Annotated in this window: 16 protein-coding genes; 8 read left to right on the forward strand and 8 right to left on the reverse strand. The window is 66.9% G+C overall.

Annotation, left to right across the window (positions count from 1 at the left end):
* Positions 1–130: 130 nt before the first annotated feature.
* The gene (locus tag F9K20_RS18795; protein WP_291005556.1) at positions 131–445 is read left to right on the forward strand and encodes a hypothetical protein; all 315 of its coding nucleotides are present in this window, start codon (positions 131–133) and stop codon (positions 443–445) included.
* A 120-nt stretch (positions 446–565) separates the two neighbouring features.
* Here F9K20_RS18795 and F9K20_RS18800 read toward each other — a convergent pair whose 3' ends face one another.
* Together F9K20_RS18800 and F9K20_RS18805 are read right to left on the reverse strand one after the other, a co-directional pair.
* Positions 566–1,360 carry a slipin family protein gene (locus F9K20_RS18800; protein ID WP_291005559.1) on the reverse strand — a complete coding sequence of 265 codons (795 nt, stop codon included), beginning with the start codon at positions 1,358–1,360 and terminating at the stop codon, positions 566–568.
* Positions 1,361–1,374: 14 nt separating this feature from the next.
* Positions 1,375–2,718, reverse strand: a complete 1,344-nt coding sequence (locus tag F9K20_RS18805) for a nodulation protein NfeD (protein WP_291005561.1) — start codon at positions 2,716–2,718, stop codon at positions 1,375–1,377.
* A 417-nt stretch (positions 2,719–3,135) separates the two neighbouring features.
* Here F9K20_RS18805 and F9K20_RS18810 point away from each other — a divergent pair, with 417 nt between their 5' ends.
* From F9K20_RS18810 to F9K20_RS18835, 6 genes are all read left to right on the forward strand, one after another.
* The gene (locus F9K20_RS18810) at positions 3,136–3,267 is read left to right on the forward strand and encodes a hypothetical protein (RefSeq protein ID WP_291005563.1); all 132 of its coding nucleotides are present in this window, start codon (positions 3,136–3,138) and stop codon (positions 3,265–3,267) included.
* A gap of 171 nt (positions 3,268–3,438) precedes the next feature.
* A complete protein-coding gene (gene fumC, locus F9K20_RS18815) occupies positions 3,439–4,836 on the forward strand; it encodes a class II fumarate hydratase (RefSeq protein WP_291005565.1) in 1,398 nt (465 codons plus the stop codon).
* Between the two features lie 79 nt (positions 4,837–4,915).
* Positions 4,916–5,155: a type II toxin-antitoxin system CcdA family antitoxin gene (locus tag F9K20_RS18820; RefSeq protein WP_291005567.1), complete on the forward strand. Its 240-nt coding sequence runs from the start codon at positions 4,916–4,918 to the stop codon at positions 5,153–5,155.
* The gene (locus tag F9K20_RS18825; RefSeq protein WP_291005570.1) at positions 5,155–5,463 is read left to right on the forward strand and encodes a CcdB family protein; all 309 of its coding nucleotides are present in this window, start codon (positions 5,155–5,157) and stop codon (positions 5,461–5,463) included. The genes F9K20_RS18820 and F9K20_RS18825 overlap by 1 nt, the downstream gene beginning before the upstream one ends.
* A 14-nt stretch (positions 5,464–5,477) precedes the next feature.
* Entirely contained in the window at positions 5,478–5,678 is a 201-nt protein-coding gene (locus tag F9K20_RS18830; protein ID WP_291005574.1) for a DUF4169 family protein, read from the forward strand.
* Positions 5,678–5,944 carry a ribbon-helix-helix domain-containing protein gene (locus F9K20_RS18835; protein WP_291005577.1) on the forward strand — a complete coding sequence of 89 codons (267 nt, stop codon included), beginning with the start codon at positions 5,678–5,680 and terminating at the stop codon, positions 5,942–5,944. Before F9K20_RS18830 ends, F9K20_RS18835 begins: the two co-directional genes overlap by 1 nt.
* Before the next feature lie 14 nt (positions 5,945–5,958).
* Here the strand turns inward: F9K20_RS18835 and F9K20_RS18840 are convergent, their stop codons facing one another.
* Positions 5,959–9,936: an AsmA family protein gene (locus F9K20_RS18840; RefSeq protein ID WP_291005580.1), complete on the reverse strand. Its 3,978-nt coding sequence runs from the start codon at positions 9,934–9,936 to the stop codon at positions 5,959–5,961.
* A 570-nt stretch (positions 9,937–10,506) separates the two neighbouring features.
* Between F9K20_RS18840 and F9K20_RS18845 the strand changes: the two genes are divergently transcribed.
* Positions 10,507–12,816 carry an ATP-dependent helicase gene (locus tag F9K20_RS18845; protein WP_291005583.1) on the forward strand — a complete coding sequence of 770 codons (2,310 nt, stop codon included), beginning with the start codon at positions 10,507–10,509 and terminating at the stop codon, positions 12,814–12,816.
* Positions 12,817–12,983: 167 nt separating this feature from the next.
* Here the strand turns inward: F9K20_RS18845 and F9K20_RS18850 are convergent, their stop codons facing one another.
* From F9K20_RS18850 to F9K20_RS18870, 5 genes are all read right to left on the reverse strand, one after another.
* Complete coding sequence (locus F9K20_RS18850; protein WP_291005586.1) at positions 12,984–14,327, reverse strand: folylpolyglutamate synthase/dihydrofolate synthase family protein; 1,344 nt, start codon at positions 14,325–14,327, stop codon at positions 12,984–12,986.
* Between the two features lie 101 nt (positions 14,328–14,428).
* Positions 14,429–15,514: an acetyl-CoA carboxylase, carboxyltransferase subunit beta gene (gene accD, locus F9K20_RS18855; RefSeq protein WP_291005589.1), complete on the reverse strand. Its 1,086-nt coding sequence runs from the start codon at positions 15,512–15,514 to the stop codon at positions 14,429–14,431.
* 165 nt (positions 15,515–15,679) lie between these two features.
* Positions 15,680–16,507 carry a tryptophan synthase subunit alpha gene (gene trpA, locus F9K20_RS18860; protein WP_291005592.1) on the reverse strand — a complete coding sequence of 276 codons (828 nt, stop codon included), beginning with the start codon at positions 16,505–16,507 and terminating at the stop codon, positions 15,680–15,682.
* 81 nt (positions 16,508–16,588) lie between these two features.
* Complete coding sequence (trpB, locus tag F9K20_RS18865; RefSeq protein ID WP_291005595.1) at positions 16,589–17,857, reverse strand: tryptophan synthase subunit beta; 1,269 nt, start codon at positions 17,855–17,857, stop codon at positions 16,589–16,591.
* Positions 17,858–17,898: 41 nt separating this feature from the next.
* Complete coding sequence (locus F9K20_RS18870; protein ID WP_291005598.1) at positions 17,899–18,558, reverse strand: phosphoribosylanthranilate isomerase; 660 nt, start codon at positions 18,556–18,558, stop codon at positions 17,899–17,901.
* Positions 18,559–18,737: the final 179 nt, after the last annotated feature.

The raw sequence follows: 18,737 nt of genomic DNA on the forward strand, positions 1-18,737 counted from the left end.
AGAAAAGAGCAATACTGTCTTCAGTTGGATCTCGATGACGTTGGGCTGTCACCCGCAAGGCAATCGGGTGGCACCTTGCATTCTTGCTGAAGAGCCGCGCTTTTTCGCGGTGGAAGGCGGAGGCAATCGAATGACTGAGAGCATCAAGGCAATTTGGCAGGGGCTGCAGTCGCTGGGTCGAGGCTTGCGTCGCGGCGTCGTTGCGGTGTGCGCCGCCGTGGCCATGGTCGTAATCTACGGCCTCGGCTCCATTGGCACGTACGGCCTCAGCGTCGCCGGCATCTCGACGCTATCGCTCGCCACCAGCAGTACGCCGGCCAACGCCCGCCGTCGTTGGCGCAGGAGGAGAGGCTTCGGGATATGGTTCGGCCGTCGGCGCAGGCGGCGCCGGTACTACCGGCGGCGTCGCAGGCGTGGACACGGCATCTACCTCTACATCCGGTAACGGACTGCAGGGTGACCTTCCCGGGGCGGGGAGGTCACCTTTTTTGCGACTGCCTTCCGCGACGTCGACAACCGTTTCCGTTCGAGGTGTCCTCGCAGGCAGCTTGCGCCGGCTGACGCCTCACTCCGCGTCCCGCTTCGGCGCCCGCGGCGCGCCGGCCCCAAGGGCGGCGCCTAGCTCAATCGGAAATGGGAACACGATGGTCGAGCTCTTCTCGCCCGCGATATTGAGCAGCGTGCCCAGATAACGAAGCTGCATCGCCTCCGGACGCCGGGCGAGGATTTCTGCCGCGCTCGCCAGGCGCTCGGCCGCCTGATACTCGCCCTCGGCATCGATGATCTTGGCGCGCCTCAAGCGCTCCGCCTCGGCCTGCTTGGCGATGGCGCGCACCATCGTTTCGTTGAGATCGATGTGCTTCAGCTCGACGTTGCTGACCTTGATACCCCAGGCGTCCGTTTGCTCATCGAGGATTTGCTGGATCTCGGTGTTGAGCTTCTCCCGCTCGGCCAGCATCTGATCGAGATCGTGCTGCCCGACGATGGAGCGCAGCGTCGTTTGCGCCAGCTGGCTCGTCGCGTCATCGAAGTGCTCGACCTGGATGATCGCCTTCTCGGCGTCGATCACGCGGTAATAGAGCACGGCGTTGACTTTGACCGAGACGTTGTCCCTGGAGATGACGTCCTGGGGCGGCACGTCGAAGACGCGGGTCCTGAGATCGACGCGCACCATTTGCTGGATGAAGGGCACGATGATGACGAGGCCGGGACCCTTCACCTTCCACAGGCGCCCGAGCAGGAAGACGACGCCGCGCTCGTACTCGCGCAGGATGCGGAACGTGGAAGCTATGACGATCACCAGAAACAGGACTGCGAATGCGAGCCACATGGGAACACCAATGGTTGGAGGAATAGGCATGATCTACCTCGAGGCTACGCGACCTCCTCGACGGTCAACGTGAGACCGACGCGGCCGATCACGCGGGCTTTGCGCCCACGCGCCAGGCTGTGGTCCGAGCGCGCGGCCCAAATCTCGCCGTGCACCCGCACCTGACCTTGCGTGCCGATCCAGCTGAGCACCTCGCCGACGCTGCCGATCATCTCCTCGGCGCCAGTGCGCACAGCGCGGTGGCGCGCCTTGAGGGCAAAGCCCATGATGCCGATCACCAATAGCGCGCTGGTCGCTGCGGCGCCGAGGATCAGTGGCCAGGCGACGCCGAAGCCGAAGCTCGTCTCCGCCGGATCGAAGAGAAAGAATGCTCCCACCACGAATGCGGCAATGCCGCCCAGCCCGAGCACGCCGAAGCTCGGCACGAAGGCCTCGGCCACCAGCAAGGCGATGCCGAAAAGGAGAAGCGCGAGCCCGCCGTAGTTCAGCGGCAGAACCGACAGGGCCGTGAGCGCCACGATGAGGCAGATGCCGCCGATGATCCCCGGCGCGACCGCGCCTGGATTCATGAACTCGAACAGGATGCCGTAAATCCCGATGAGCATGAGCACGAAGGCGATGTTGGGATCAGTGATGATCGACATCAACTGCGCCTTCCAGCCGGGATCGATCTCGACCACGGTGAGCCCCTTGGTGCTCAGCGTGACGTCGCCGGAGACGGTCGCGACCTTGCGCGCGTCGATTGCGTTGAGCAATTCAGCGACATCGGGGACGACGACTTCGACGACGCGCTGCTTCACCGCCTCGGAGGCGGTGAGCGTCGCCGCCTCGCGCACCGCCTTTTCGGCGAAGTCGGCATCACGATTTCGGATCTCGGCGAGACTGCGCAGATACGCCGCGGCGTCGTTGACGGCCTTGCGTTCGGCGGCAGGACCGGTGTCCGGCTCGGGTGATTTCTTATCCTTGTCGGGTGTTGGCTGCTGGGGCGGCGAGCCGGGCAAGCCGGGGACGCCAAGCGAGACCGGCGTGGCGGCGCCCAAATGCGTTCCCGGCGCCATTGCCGCCAAATGCGAGGCATAGACGAGATAGGTCCCGGCACTGGCGGCGCGCGCGCCACTCGGCGCCACGTATACGACCACCGGGATGGGGGAAGCGAGAATGTCGCGGATCATGTCGCGCGTCGACGACAGCAATCCGCCCGGCGTATCGAGCCGGACGATCACCAGAGGCGCCTCCTCGACCTTGGCCCTCGCCAGCGCCTTGCTCAGCTGGTCTGCGGCGACGAAGCCAATGACGCCATTGAGGTCGAGCAGCAGCGCGGGTCGCGGTTTGCTGTCCTGGGCGGGCGCGGAAAGCGCAAGAGCGACCAAGAGGGTGATCAGCGTCACGGCGCAGCGACCACCCCGGCGGAGCACCCCCGCATGGGCGGGTGGCGTGTCGCGGGCGCAGCATGCCTTACGCGTCGGAGCGAAGCGCCTCATGCGCTACTATATATGTTCGCCGCCGAGCTAGCACATGGGGTTCACGGGCCGTCCTGGCCCCTGGCAGGTCAGGCGAACCTGCTCCGCCAGGGTGCTTCGGAGAAGACGATGGCCGCATCCAAACCAAACAAGTATGAGGGCCAGGACCGCCCCGCTCCCCGTGCGTTTCACCCTGGGCGTCCCGCCGCGGGCCAATGCAGCGCGCCTTGCTCTTTTGACATCGCTCGGCCCCTCGCCTCCCCTCAAGGGATGGGGAAGTGAAAGGGCTCGTGCATCGGTGCTGCCGCTCTATTCCCCGCAACGTGTACCAGGTAGAGTGCGTGCATGGACGACAACGTCATCATCGATCGCGCGGCCATGGGCCGGCTCGCCAAGGCCCTCGCCTTCATCTGCGGGCCGCAGCATCCGACCACCGTTCGCCCTCCAGACGGCGGCGGACAGCGGCTCGGAGCGTGACATCAAGACAGCACGCACGGCGTTCCTCAAGCTGAAGCCGTCGGACCGCCGCTCCGCCCTGTCGATGCTGCGCGAGACCGACTGACGCGCACCCTACCACCAACTGCCTGCTGCCTGCTGCCGTCCCGCGTGCTATGGCGGCGCAGCCAAACACCCGCAACGGACCCTGCCATGACAGCCAAGAAGACCCGCACCGAGACCGACACCTTCGGCCCCATCGAGGTCGACGCCGACAAGTACTGGGGCGCGCAGGCGCAGCGCTCGCTGGGCAACTTCAAGATCGGCTGGGAGCGCCAGCCGCTGCCCATCGTACGCGCGCTCGGCATCGTCAAGCGCGCCGCCGCGGAGACCAACATGGCGCTTGGACGCCTCGATCCAAAAATCGGCGACGCCATCGTCAAGGCGGCGCAGGAGGTGATGGAGGGCAAGCTCGACGATCACTTCCCGCTGGTCGTGTGGCAGACGGGCTCGGGCACGCAGTCGAACATGAACACCAACGAGGTGATCTCCAACCGCGCCATCGAGATCCTTGGCGGTGAGAAGGGCTCGAAGAAGCCCGTGCACCCCAACGATCATGTCAACATGAGCCAGTCGTCGAACGACACTTATCCGACGGCCATGCACATCGCCTGCGCCGAGGAGATCGTGCACCGGCTCATCCCGGCGCTGCAGAAGCTGCGCAACGCACTCAATGATAAAGCGCAGGCGTGGAAGGACATCGTCAAAATCGGGCGCACGCACACGCAGGACGCAACGCCGCTAACGCTCGGCCAGGAGTTTTCCGGCTACGCCCAGCAGGTCGAGAACGGCATCAAGCGCATCGAGCAGACGCTCCCGTCGCTTATGGAGCTGGCGCAGGGCGGCACCGCCGTCGGCACCGGTCTCAACGCGCCCAAGGGCTTTGCCGAGACGATCGCCGAGCGCATCGCCGCCATCACCCAGCTTCCCTTCAAGAGTGCTCCAAACAAGTTCGAGGCGCTGGCCGCGCACGATGCCATGGTGATGAGCCACGGTGCCATCAACACCATGGCGGCGGGGCTGTTCAAGATTGCCAACGACATCCGCCTTTTGGGCTCCGGCCCGCGCTCGGGGCTCGGCGAGTTGGCGCTGCCCGAGAACGAGCCCGGCTCCTCGATCATGCCCGGCAAGGTCAACCCGACCCAGTGCGAGGCGCTAACCCAGGTGTGCGTACAGATCTTCGGCAACAATGCCGCCATCACCTTCGCCGGCAGCCAGGGCCACTTCGAGCTCAACGTCTATAATCCCGTCATGGGCTACAACTTCCTGCAGTCGGTGCGGCTGATGGCGGACGCCGCCATCTCGTTCACTGACAACTGCGTCGCGGGCATTACCCCGCGCGTCGACAACATCAAGGCGGGCCTCGAGCGCTCGCTGATGCTCGTCACCGCGCTGGCCCCCAAGATCGGCTACGACGCGGCGGCGAAGATCGCCAAGACGGCCCACAAAAAGGGTACGACGCTGCGCGAGGAGGCGGTGGGCGGTGGCTATGTTACCGATGCCGAGTTCGACGCCATCGTCGACCCGAAGAAGATGCTGTGCCCCGACTGAGCCCTGGCGAAGCCTATTTGACCTGCCGGTCGTCCGCATGCAGAATGCGCATTGACTATGCGCACTGGAGGATTAACCGATGCGGGATCACGCCAAGCGCAAGAAGAAGGCTGTCAACCTGTCGATCGACGCCGACCTGCTGGCTGAAGCCAAGCAGGCGGGCATCAACATGTCCGAAGCGCTCGAACGGACTCTTGCCAACGAGCTCAAGCATGGTCGCTGGGAGAAATGGCGGAGCGAAAACCGTGCCGCCATTGAGAGCCACAACGAATTCATCCGTAAGCACGGATTGCTCAGCGACGACTGGCGCAAGTTCTGATGCGTCAATACGACGTCTTCCAGAACCCCTCGCCGCGAACGCGCAAGTTGATACCGTATCTCGTCGTGCTGCAGTCCGATCTCGTCTCCGAGACCGACGCCGTGATTGTGGCGCCGCTCTCCAAGTCTGTCCGCTCTGAAGGATCGAGGCTGTATCCCCAGTTCGCTGTCGCCGACGGTTACTACACTTTGCTAACGCCCGACCTCGCCTCCATACCTCGCGTCGCGCTGACGGAACGAGTCACGAATCTGGCGAAGGATTGGAACCGCATCACCGCAGCAGTCGACATTCTCTTTACAGGCATCTGACGCAGGAGTTCGCAATGAGCGCCGAGATCGTCAATCTGCGTCGGGCCCGAAAGGCTAAGCAGCGCCGCGACGCGCAAGCACGCGCCGCGGAGAATCGCGCCGCCTTCGGCCGCAGCAAGGCGGAGCGCCAAGCAACCGAGGCCGAGCAGAGCCTCGCCGCACGCCGCCTTGACTCTCTGCGCCGCGAGCGCGGCGGCGACGAGCCGCGAGAGTAATGCCCGCCGCCGATAAGCATGCGAGTCTGCAGCGGATGACGCGCCCGCTGAAGCGCTCGTTCGCCATCAAGGGCCACCGCACCTCGATATCCATGGAGGCGCCATTCTGGGAAGCCCTGCAGCAGGCCGCGATGCTGGAGAACAGCACGCTGGCCGGGATCGTCGCGCACATCGACGCGGCGCGCGGCGACGCGGGCCTGTCGAGCGCCGTGCGCGTCTGGATTCTCGACTATTTCCGCAAGCGGGCGCTGCCGCCCCCGCGCTGACGCTCGTCGATCGGTCAGTTGGTGTTCTGCAAATTGCGCAGCACCTGCTCGCCCGGCTGCACCTGACGCTGCGGGCGCCGCGGCCGGTAGACGCCATTCTGCATCACCGGCGGCGTGATGCTGCCCGCCTCGGCTGGAGCCGTCGCGGCGGGATCGGCCGGCGCGGTGCCGAAGGTTTGGCCCTCCTGCCCCGGCGCCGGCGGCACGACAACACCGGGTGCGCTGGCGCTGCTGGGAGGAATGGCCGGCGCCGCGGCTGCGGCCGGCGGCAATGTCGGATCGATAGGAGCGGCGCTGGCCGACGGCTGCGGCGCTACCGGCGAGACGGGCACCGGGGCAGCCGGCACCGGCGTCTGCACATCCGGCGGCGCGCTGCTCTGATCGGATTCGAGCGCCCGCCGACGCTCATCCTCGCGGCGTGCGCGCTCGGCATCCGCCTTGTGCAGGCGCTCGAGCTGATCGGCATCGAGCTCCATTTTGCGGATGGCCAGCTCGCGCTCGAGCGGCTCGGCGGTAATGCGCGAGTCGAGCGCCCAGGCATTGGCCAGCGGCCCAGTGTAGACAACGCCAACGCTCGGCAGCGCACCCTGGCGCGGCCGGTCGGCCTGCGGAATGTCGGGGGCCCGCGGCTCGACGAGCCAGGCGCTGTCGACGATAAGCGAGGCCAGGTCGACCGTCGTCTCGACCTTGGTGGTGCCGGCTGGCGACTCGAGGGTGACGAGGGCGAGTTTTGCCGCTCCGTCCGCGATGTCGATCGGTATGGTGCGCGGACCGACGGCCACCTCGCTGGCCTCGATTTGCGTGCGCAGCGCGCTGGCGAGCTGCTCGCCGCTGCCGCCAGCCTCACCGTTGAGCACGGCCTCGGACGTGGCCACAACCGCCAGCGGGGTTGGCGCGTGCAGGCTGAGGTCGCCGAGCTTCAGCTCGCCCTTGCCGGACACGACCGAGATGAGCGCGCCGGGAGTCGAGGCGCGGCCCTTGAAGTCAAGCGACAGAGAAGCTTGCGGATCCTTTGCCAGTTGCGCCGATGCGCTCGCGTCCGCCGGGCGGACGTGCATGTCGGCGATGCGCAGATTGCCATCGAGGCTCGCACCGCCCGGCGCGCGCTCCAGAACGAGGCTCGACTCAAATTCGCCACCCAGCACCTTGCCTTCCAGCTTGCTTACCGTGATCTTGCCTGGCGCCAGCGCGATGTCGGCGCGCGCATTGGCAAGCGACATCCGCTCGGTGAGCGTAAGGTTGCCGAAGACGACGCTGAGCTTGCCCTCGATACCGTCGAGCGCCGAAAAATCGAAGGCGTGCTCAGGCCATATCGACTTGCCGGCGGTGAGCGGCTCGCCACCCGGCGCTTCGGCGACTTGCTTGCGGTCGAGCGTCAGGCCGAGCAGCCCGGGTATAGATGCGGCATCCACCTCGATCTGCCCAGTGGCGATGGCCGGCCCTTCGCTGGGATAAGCAAGTGCGAGACTGCCGTCCACTTTGCTGCCGCCGATGGTCAAGCCTTGCGGCTTCAGCTCGGTAGCGTGCTCGGCAGAGGCGACCTTCAGCGTGCCGGCGACGGGCGTCTCGCTGAGCGCCACACCGCCGCCCAATCCTGCGACGGCCATGGCGTCGCTCAATGCGCGCGCCGAAATGCGCAGCTCGCCATCGAGTCCGCGCTTGCCGTCAGCGGGGAGGACGATGCGACCGTCATAGCCGAAGAATAGCGCCGCCGCCTGCGCCGACGCGGTCGCCGTCATGCCCTTCGCCGGCGTGCCGACAGCCTTGAGGAAGACCTCGCCGGCTTGTGGGGCGCTGCCGGCAGACCGCGCCGTGGACGAACCGCCTACCCCGAGGCTCGCCACGATGGGGACGAGGTTCGCGCTGTCGACCGTGACCGTGATATCGGCCGGCGCCGCGCGCCAATTGCCGAGCCCGCCATCGAGCAGCGCGCTGGCGACCAGCCGGCCGCTGCCCTGCACGCCGCCGTCGATGGCGATATCGGCCGCTCCCGGCTGCCGGATGCCGAGCTGCACGGTGCCGGCGATGCGCATGGGGGCCAACGCCGCGAGCGCATCCGCCTGCCGGCGCAGATCGTCGGATAGATCGAAAAGCTCAACCAGCGTCGCGTAGGTGCCCTGGGTGGGCGCCGCGATGATCCACTGGACCGCACCGCGCGGGGCCTTGGTCGCGTCGGCGACATTGCCTTCGAGCTCCATCTGCAGCCCATCGGCGGTAGCGAACTTTAGGGCGCGTATGGCGAGGCGCCCCTGCTCGATACCGATATCCATCTCGACGTCGCGTAGACGCCCATGCTCGGCGATGACTTCGCCGGCGCGCAGGCGTAGGTGCTGATCCGTCGTCGCGGCATCGAGCCAAGGGAACTTCGACGGCGCGCTCGAGGTATCGTCGGTGGCACCGCCGGCGAGCAGCCGCTTGAACCCGCCGACGCCCGCCGGCCACAATTGCCCGGCATCGATCTCGGCGCCATCGAGCGTCACCGCCAGGCGCGGGCGACCCTTCGTACCATAGTGCACCTCGCCGGTGATCGGGCGGCCCCCGATTTCCGCGCCGGCCTCCGTGAGGTCGATGCCGCCTTCGCTCATGGCCAGCCGCCCCTGCAGAGAGAACGGACCCTCGTTGCTCACGGCTTCGGCCAGCGCCTTGTCCTTTGCCGCCCAGTCGAGGAAGCGCGCCAAGCTCGTCCCGTGCAGCGTGACATCACCGCGGAAGGCCTGGCCACTCGCGGCATCGGCCACGGCGCCGTCGAGTGCCAGCTTGGCTCCCCCTGGCACCCCGGCGCGCAGATTGTCGAGCAGCAGGGCACCCTGCTTGCGTGCCACCTCGAGGCGAATGCCGCTTACCGCCTCGCCGCCGAGCGTCGCCTGATCGAGGTCGAAACTGACCTTGCTGTCGGCATTCTTCGGCAGCGCAGCCATCATCGCCAGGATGAAGTTGCGCGCGGTGTCGAACGGACTGCCGGCGTCTTGCTGCGATACCGCCACCCGGTCGAGGTCGAGCCAGCGCGAGGACAAGTCCATCTCGACGCTCAGTGCCTCGTCCCAGGTCGCAGTGGCCGAGCCGGCGATGAGCTGCGGCTGGCCGACGTGCTCGAAGGCGAGCGCGATGTCATCGACCCGCAAGCCTTTGGCATCACCGGCGATGCGCGCCTTGAAATCGATGACTGGGATTTCCGTCTTGCCAGCGGTATCGCCGGGCGCCCCAAGAGGCGCGGAAGGCGCGAGCACATCGGATGCCAGCGTCAGCTTGGCAGTGATCTCGCCATCGATGCGCGGCCGTCCCTTGAGGTCATCGAGGCGTCCGTCGACCGAGTATGTGGTGGCATCACCGGCGGTGCCACGCACCGTTGCCTTGAAGCGGATGCCGCCGCTGGCCTCGGTGGCGCCTGTGGCGATGCGCACCTCGCGGTCGCTGTCCTGCCACTTGATGGTTCCCTTGAAAGCGAACGGCCCGTCGATCGAATCCGCTTTGAGCTCGCCATTGAGGCCATTGATCTCCGCGAAGCCGATCCCCTTGGGACCGTGGAGGGCAACGGCGCCGTCGGTGATCTTGACCGACTGCAGGGTGACCCCCGCCGGGACGAACGGCAGCGAGCCGGCGGCGATGGAGAAGCTGCGCCAATTGCCTCCGCCCTCGGCATCGACGGCAAGCCGCAAAAACGGCTCCTCGAGCACGACTTCATTGGCCTCGATGATGCCCTTGAGTAGCGGCGGCACCGACAGGCGCATGGTGAAGCTGTCGGCGCGGAAAAACGGCTCGCCCGTGGCGCCGGTGGGATCGGCGATGCGCAACTTTTCGAAGCTTACGTAGGGGGCCGGGAGCAAGCGCACGTTGACGTCGCCGCCGACGCGCACCTCGCGCCCCAGGATACGCGTCGCCTCCTCCTCGAACACGCCGCGATAGCCGTTCCAATCGATGAAGTAGGGAACGGCAAACAGCGCCGCGAGGGCGAGCGAGATCAGCCCCGCGATGTAAAGAAGCCCGTTGCTCATCTAACCTTTCAGGGGCCCGATAGGCATTCGGCCCTCTCTGCAAACATCGCGGAGTCAGAAGACGCGGCTGCGCCCCTGCCGGCATGCCTCTTTCGATTATCAAGCCAATGACGCCAGCGGCCAGTCAGGCTGGTCGACCGCCGCCCGCTTCGGTTGCGCGCACTCTAGCTTATTCGCTCTGCCCCGTCTTGATCACGATCCGACGACGATTTCACGGCGCAGCAACAGAAAAATGGCGCATGCACAGGCGATCTTAACCGACCCACGAGGGGGAATATTGGGGCCCTCGCCCCCATATGCCACCCCATATCTGGTGTGGGTGGCAGGCGCGCGCCGGTTGCCGCGCAGAGCCCGGTGCTATAGTGCGGAAGCATGGCGCAAAGTGGAAAACATTTGGCGAACGCGGCTCCCTCGGGCGACGCGGACGAGCCGCCGTTCGATCTACCCGCGGCTCCACGGCCGCCGACGCCACCTGTGACAGACGCTGACGAGCCACCATTCGACCTGCCTGCCGCGCCGGAAGCGCCGCGACGACCGATCTCGGCCCGCGCGTTGCAGGGCTCCGGCGCGATGCCGTCTGGCCCAGCACCCTACCTCGACGATCTCAACCCCGAGCAGCGGGCAGCCGTCGAGGCGCTCGACGGCCCGGTGTTGGTGCTCGCCGGCGCCGGCACCGGCAAAACGCGCGTCTTGACCACGCGCATCGCCCATATTCTCGCCACCCGCCGCGCGTTTCCCGGCCAGGTGCTCGCCGTCACCTTCACCAACAAGGCGGCGCGCGAGATGAAGGAGCGCATCGGCGACCTGGTCGGCGGCGCGGTGGAGGGCATGCCCTGGCTCGGCACCTTCCACTCCATCGGCGTGAAAATCCTGCGCCGGCATGCCGAGCTGGTGGGTCTCAAGTCCGGCTTCACGATCCTCGACACCGACGACCAGATCCGCCTTTTGAAGCAGGTGATCGAGGCCGAGGGCCTCGACAAGGACCGTTGGCCCGCGCGCCAGCTCGCGGCGCTCATCGACAGTTGGAAGAATCGCGGCCTGACGCCGGAGAAGGTGCCGCCGGGCGAGGCCTACGGCTTTGCCACGGGCAAGGGCGCGCATCTCTATGCCGCCTACCAGCGGCGCTTGAAAGAGCTCAACGCCTGCGACTTCGGCGATCTGCTCCTCGAGAACCTGCGCCTGTTCCTCGAGCATCCCGACGTGCTGGCCGACTATCAGCGCCGCTTCCGCTACATTCTCGTCGACGAGTACCAGGACACCAACGTCGCCCAGTACCTGTGGCTGCGGCTCTTAGCGCAAGGCTCACCAAACATCTGTTGCGTCGGCGACGACGACCAGTCGATCTACGGCTGGCGCGGCGCCGAGGTGGACAACATCCTGCGCTTCGAGAAGGACTTCCCCGGCGCGCGCGTCATTCGCCTGGAACGCAACTATCGCTCGACAGGACACATCCTCGCTGCCGCCTCCGGTCTGATCTCGGCCAACAAGGGGCGGCTCGGCAAGACGCTGTTCACCGATGGGCAACTCGGCGCCAAGGTGACCGTATCGGCCGTATGGGACGACGAGGAGGAGGCGCGCTCGATCGGCGACGACATCGAGTCGCTGCAGAAGCGCTCCAACCAGCCGCTCAACGAGGTGGCGATCCTGGTGCGTGCCTCGTTCCAGATGCGCGCCTTCGAGGACCGCTTCATCACCATGGGCCTGCCCTACCGCGTCATCGGCGGCCCGCGCTTCTACGAGCGCCAGGAAATCAAGGACGCCATCGCCTACCTGGAGATCGCCGCCAACCCGGCGAACGATTTGAAGTTCGAGCGCATCGTCAATGTCCCGAAGCGCGGCCTTGGCGACACCTCGGTGAAGCGCGTGCACGAGCTGGCCCGTGCGCGCTCCATCCCGATGTATCAGGCGGCACAGATGATCATCGACACCGAGGAGCTGCCCGGCAAGGCGCGCAAGTCGCTCGCCGACCTCATCGCCAGCTTCGAGCGCTGGCGCGGCCTCATCGGCCACATGAAGCACACCGAGCTCGCCGAGCTGATCCTGGATGAGTCCGGCTACACGGCCATGTGGCAGGCGGACAAGAGCCCGCAGGCACAGGCGCGCCTGGAGAACCTCAAAGAGCTCGTGCGCTTCATGCACGAGTTCGACTCGCTCGAAGGCTTCCTCGAGCACGTCAGCCTGGTCATGGACGCCGACCAGGCCGGAGACGGCCAGCGCGTGTCGCTGATGACGCTGCACGCCGCCAAGGGCCTCGAGTTCGAGGTGGTGTACCTACCGGGTTGGGAGGAAGGGCTGTTCCCGCACCAGCGCAGCCTCGATGAGAGCGGGCAGGCGGGCCTCGAGGAGGAGCGGCGGCTCGCCTACGTCGGCCTCACGAGGGCGAAGCGCATCGCCAAGGTCTCCTTCGCGCAGAACCGGCGCAACCGCGGGCTCTACCAATCGGCGCTGCCCTCGCGCTTCGTCGACGAGCTGCCTGAGGCGCACGTCGAGGTGACGGAAGCGAAGATGCCGTTCGGAGGCGCCTATCAGAACTTCGGCGGCACCTTCGGGCGAGCAGGCTATGGCCGCAGCCGCTTCGACGAGGCCGACCCGTTCGAAGGCCACTACGACACGCCCGGCTGGCAGCGCGCGCAGGAGCGTACCAAGGAAGCCAAGAAGTGGAGCCCGGCGGCGCAGCGCAAGGCCCGCGGGCCGCTGACCATCGAGGGCGAGCTGGTCGCCGCCTCCACCGAGCGGGCGAGCTACAAGCGCGGCGAGCGCGTGATGCACCAGAAGTTCGGCGCCGGCACGGTGACCGACGTCGACGGCAACAAGCTGACCATCGAGTTCGACGAGGCGGGGCGTAAGCGCGTCGTCGACAGCTTCGTCGACCGCGCCTAGGCCTTGCTCATCACTCTGTCATCCCGGAAGGCGAAGCCGAGCGAAGCCTGTCCGGGATCCAGCGAATGTGCGGCGCAGCCTCGATATAGAAGGGAAGTTTACGCTGGATCCCGGGTCTGCGCTCGCTTCGCTCGCTTGCCCGGGATGACAGTGTTGAGCGTCCGAGGTCAGTTGGCTTGCGGCTCGACGCCTTCCTGCAGCCCGAGCACGTGCCCGGCGAGGTAGAGCGAGCCGCAGATGAGGATGCGCTTCGGCCCCGGCTGGTAGGCGTCGGTGCGCTTGAGGGCCGCCGCGACGTCGGTGGCGCTCTCCGCCTTGAGGCCCACCTCGCGCGCCGTCTCGGCCAACGTCTCGGGTGCGTGCGGGGCCTCGTGCGCGCCCGGAATGGGGACGGTGACGACGTGGCTGGCGAGCCCGCGGAAGGCGGACAAGAAGCCGCCGGCATCCTTGAGACCCATCATGCCGACGATGAGGTGCAGGGGTTTGGGCGAGCGCTCCTCAAGGTCGGCCATGGTCTGCGCCAGCGCGCGCCCAGCCGCCGGGTTGTGGCCGCCGTCGAGCCACAGCTCGGCGCCCGGCCGCAGCAGCGAGGGCAGCGGACCGGCATCGAGCCGCTGCATGCGGGCCGGCCAACGCGCCGCCGTGAGCCCCTGCTCGATGGCGCGCTCGCCGAGGCCGAGCTGCGGCAGGCTGAGGCCGAGCCGCAGCGCCGCCGCCACGGCGGTGCCGGCGTTGACGGTCTGATGGCGGCCGATGAGCACCGGCAGCGGCAAATCGAGTAGCAGCTCCTCGGACTGGACGACGAGCCGCCCGCGCTGCTCATAAGCGTCGAAATGCTCGCCCCACACTATGAGCGGGGCGCCGACGCGCAGCGCCTCGGCGCGGATGACGTCCTCGGCCTCTGGCTCCTGCTGCGAGATCACCGCCGGCACGCCGCAGCGCAGGATGCCGGCCTTCTCGAAGGCGATCTTGGCGAGGCTCGCACCGAGCTTCTCGGAGTGATCGAGCGAGATGGGCGTGATGACGTCGAGCACGGGGCGCTCGACGACGTTGGTTGCATCGAGCCTGCCGCCTAGGCCGACCTCGAGCAGCAGCACGTCGGCCGGGTGCTCGGCGAAGGCAAGAAACGCCGCTGCCGTTGTGATCTCGAACTGGGTGACGTCGTCGCGGCCGTTGGTGGCCTGCGTGCGCATCAGCACATCGACCAACGTATCCTCGCCCACCGGCACCGCCTTGCCGCTCGGCCCGGCGAGCTCGATGCGCTCGTGGAAACGCACCAGATGCGGCGAGGTGTAGACGTGCACGCGCGCCCCCGCCGCCTCGATCATCGCCTTTAGATACGCGGTGACGGACCCCTTGCCGTTGGTGCCGGCAATATGCACGACGGGCGGCAGCTTCTTGTGCGGATCGCCCAGCTTGCCAAGCAGCCGCTCGACGCGACCGAGCGAAAGGTCGATCAGCAACGGATGCAGCAACTTCATCTCGGCGAGGAGCTTGGCGCTCGTCGGCATGCGGCCCTCCCGCCGTTACGCTTCTTGCATCGGCTGCGAAAGCGTGAGGCTCCCGCCGATCGAGAACCGCGCGGGAAGCCGCGATGGGGCCATGGGGAGCATCAGTGCTGTCTGTCTTTGGGGTGCGAGCGCGAGGTGGGCTGCTCGTCGTCGTCGCGGGCCATGTCGCGCTGTTCGATGCGCGCGGGGTCGAAGCGTTCCTCCGGACCTAGGATCTCAGGCTCGATCGCCGGCGTCGAGCCGTTGCCAGCGGTGATCAGGGTGGGTTCCACGCCGCTGCCGTTGGTGACGTGGGTCTTGCCATTGAGCTTCTTCTTGTCGACGTGCTTGACGGGCTGCGCGCCCATCAACAGGTGGCAAATGCGGCTCAGCGTCTCGCGCAGCTTGTGGCGATGCACGACCATGTCGATCATGCCGTGCGCCAGGAGATACTCGGCGCGCTGGAAGCCATCGGGCAGCTGCTCGCGGATCGTCTGCTGAATGACGCGCGGGCCCGCAAAGCAGATGAGGGCGCCGGGCTCGGCGATGTGGATGTCGCCCAGCATCGCATACGAGGCGGTGACGCCGCCCGTGGTCGGATCGGTGAGCACGACGATGTAGGGCAGCCGCGCCTCGCGCAGGCGCTGCACGGCAATGGTCGTGCGCGGCATCTGCATCAGCGACAGAATGCCTTCCTGCATGCGCGCACCGCCCGAGGCGGCGAACAGGATGAAGGGCGTCTTCTTCTCCACGGCGCGTAGCATGCCGGCGATGACGGCTTCGCCCGCCGCCATGCCGAGCGAGCCGGCCATAAAGCGGAAGTCCTGCGCCGCGGCGATGATATCCTGGCCGTCGAGCCTGCCCTCGCCGACCAGCACCGCGTCGTCGAGCTCGGTCGTCGACTTGGCATCCTTGAGGCGCTCGGAATAGCGGCGCCCGTCGCGGAACTTGAGCGGATCGTGCGGGACTGGGGGCACCGGCACGCGGCTGTAATGGCCGCCGTCGAACAGATGCTGCAGGCGCAGGTCAGCAGCCATGCGCATGTGGTAGTCCGACCCCGGCACGACGAACTGATTGGCTTCGAGGTCCTTGTAGAACACCATCTGCCCCGTCTCGGGGCATTTGATCCAGAGATTGTCGGGGACCTCGCGCTTCGTCGTCAGGAAGCTGCGGATCTTCGGCCGGACGACGTTATTGATCCAGTTCACGCTCTTGGCCTCTCGACACTTGGCCGGACCGGGCGGCGATGTTTGCCTCGTCAGGCATTGGTCCAGATCCCTAGCACATGGGACCGTAAGACCCCCTAATATGGCGCTTTCCGGCGCCGTGCCGCACTGCGGCAATTAACGCGGTTAACTGCGACTTCGGCTGAGTCAGGCGGCCCGCAGCGCAGCAGCCAGGGAGCCGACCAAATCTAGGACAGCCGGAACCGTCTTGCTAGTGGAGCGACCGTCGGTGGCGAGAGTCTTCTCAATGGCACCGACCAGCGCCGAGCCGACCACGACGGCATCGGCGACCTCGCCGAGCGCCTTCGCTTGGTCGGGGCTTTTTACGCCAAAACCGACCGCGACGGGAAGGGCCGTCGCCTGCTTAATCCGCCGCACGTGATTGTGAACACTGTTAACATCGGGTGCGGCGGTGCCCGTGATGCCCGTGATCGACACGTAATAAAGGAAGCCCGAGGTGTTGCGCAGCACCGTCGGCAGGCGCTTGTCGTCGGTCGTCGGCGTGGCGAGGCGGATGAAATTCAGTCCCTTGGCAGCGGCCGGGAGACACAGCTCGTCGTCGGCCTCGGGCGGCAAATCGACGACGATGAGGCCGTCGACACCGGCGGCGAGCGCGTCGGCGAGGAAGGCTTCGTTCGGATAGACGTAGATCGGGTTGTAATACCCCATGAGCACGATGGGCGTGTCCTGGTCCGCCTTGCGGAACTCGGCGACCATCGCGAGCGTGTCGCGCATCTTCTGCCCCGCCTTCAGCGCGCGCAGCGAGGAAGCTTGGATCGCCGGGCCGTCGGCCATCGGGTCGGAGAACGGCATGCCGAGCTCGATGACGTCGGCGCCGGCCCTGGGCAGCCCGAGCAGGATCTTCCTCGAGGTCTCGAGGTCGGGGTCGCCGGCGGTGATGAAGGTGACGAGGCCCGGGCGGCCGTCACGCTTCAGCTGGGCGAAGCGGCGATCGATGCGCGTCTCTTTGCTCATGCGTTTGGAGGCAGTCGGCAATCGGCAGTGGGCAGCCGGAGCGCTGCCTATTGCCAACTGCCTACCGCCCATTGCCTCCCATTAGATGGTCATGCCGAGGTGGCCGGCGACGGCGAAGATATCCTTGTCGCCGCGCCCGCACATGTTCATGACGAGCAGATTGTCCTTGGGCAACTTCGGCGCCAGCTTCTTGACGTAAGCGAGCGCGTGCGAAGGCTCGAGCGCCGGGATGATGCCCTCGAGCTGGGTGCACATCTGGAAGGCGTCGAGCGCCTCCTTGTCGGTCGCCGAAACGTAGGTGACCCGGCCGGTATCCTTGAGCCAGGCATGCTCGGGGCCGACGCCCGGATAGTCGAGGCCGGCGGAGATGGAGTGGCCTTCGAGAATCTGTCCCTCGGCATCCTGCAAAAGGTAGGTGCGGTTGCCGTGCAGCACACCGGGCCGGCCGCCGTTCATCGATGCGGCATGTCCGTTCGGCACCTCGAGGCCGTGGCCGCCGGCTTCGACGCCGTAAATCTTGACGCTCTCGTCATCGAGGAACGGATGGAACAGGCCCATGGCATTGGAGCCGCCGCCGATGCAAGCGACGAGCGTGTCGGGCAGCCGCCCTTCGCGCTCCAGCATCTGCTCGCGCACCTCGCGGCCGATGATCGACTGGAAGTCGCGCACCATCTCGGGATAGGGATGCGGGCCGGCGACGGTGCCGATGATGTAGTAGGTATCGCGCACGTTGGTCACCCAATCGCGCAGCGCCTCGTTCATCGCATCCTTCAACGTGCCGGCGCCGCTGGTCACGGGGTTCACCTTGGCGCCCAGCAGATGCATGCGGAACACGTTCGGCTTCTGCCGCTCGACGTCGGTGGCGCCCATGAAGATCTCGCACGGCAGCCCAAAGCGCGCGCACACCGTTGCCACCGCGACGCCATGCTGGCCGGCACCCGTCTCGGCGATGATGCGCGTCTTGCCCATGCGCATGGCGAGCAGGATCTGGCCGAGGCAGTTGTTGATCTTGTGGCTGCCGGTGTGATTGAGCTCGTCGCGCTTGAAGTAGATCTTGGCGCCACCCCCGCCGGAGGCGGCAGACTTTTCACGAAGGTGCTCGGTCAAACGCTCGGCGAAGTAAAGAGCACTTGGCCGCCCGGCGTAGTGCGCGTTGAGATCGGCGAGCTGGGCGTGGAACTTCGGATCGGCCTTGGCGTCGTCGTAGGCCTGCTGCAGATCGAGGATCAACGGCATCAAGGTTTCGGCGACGAAGCGGCCGCCGAAAATGCCGAAGTGCCCGCGCTCGTCGGGGCCGCCACGGAAGGTGTTGAGCTTGGCGTCCATCGCCTTGTCTGTCGCCGTCACCATCGTAATCCTCTGCGGCCACCCTATCGCGGCCTGGGCCGTCGTCAGGGGCTCTGCTTAACGGTCTTTGCCGCCTGAAGGAAGCGGCGGATGAGGTCGGGGTCCTTTTCGCCCGGGCGGCTCTCGACCCCGGAGGAAACATCGACCGCGTGTGCGCCGGTACAGCGGATGGCCTCGGCGACGTTGGCCGGGTTGAGCCCTCCGGCGAGCATGAAGTCGATGCGGCCTTCGAGGCCGGCGAGCGCCTGCCAGTCGAAGGCGATGCCGTTGCCGCCCGGAAGGGCGCCCGCTGCGCCTTCGAGCAGCTTGGCATCGAACAAGATGCGATCGGCGTGGCCCGCATAGGCGAGCGCCGCCTCGACGTCCTTAGCATCGGCCACCGAGACGGCCTTCAGCACCGGCCGGCCGAAGCGGCGGGCTATGTCGGAAACGCGCGCCGGACTCTCCGCGCCATGCAATTGGATGATGTCGGGCGACACGGCTTCGATCACGCTGGCGAGGAGCTCATCGTCAGGATCGACAAACAGGGCGACCACCTTGGCGCGGCCGCGCGCCCTGTCGGCCAGCGCGCGCGCCGCATTGGGCGCGATGTTGCGCGGGCTGGGCGCGTAGAACACGAAGCCGACGTAATCGGCGCCTCCGGCGAGCGCGGCGTCGAGCGCCGCTTCGCTGCGTAGTCCGCAGATTTTGACTTCGGTGGCCATCGGTTGCCGCGGGGTCCGCCCGCTCGAATGCGATATGCGCTATGGGTCTACATATAGTGCCGGCAGGACTGCAGGGGATTGCCGGCGGCGCGCTGCTTCAGGTACCGGTGGCCGCCAGGCGCGGACGCGACGTCGGCGATTTGGCCGCCGCGGCGGCGTCGCGCTCGTAGGGGGATGCG

The organism is Hyphomicrobium sp. (assembly GCF_009026145.1).
Classification (GTDB): Bacteria; Pseudomonadota; Alphaproteobacteria; order Rhizobiales; family Hyphomicrobiaceae; genus Hyphomicrobium_A.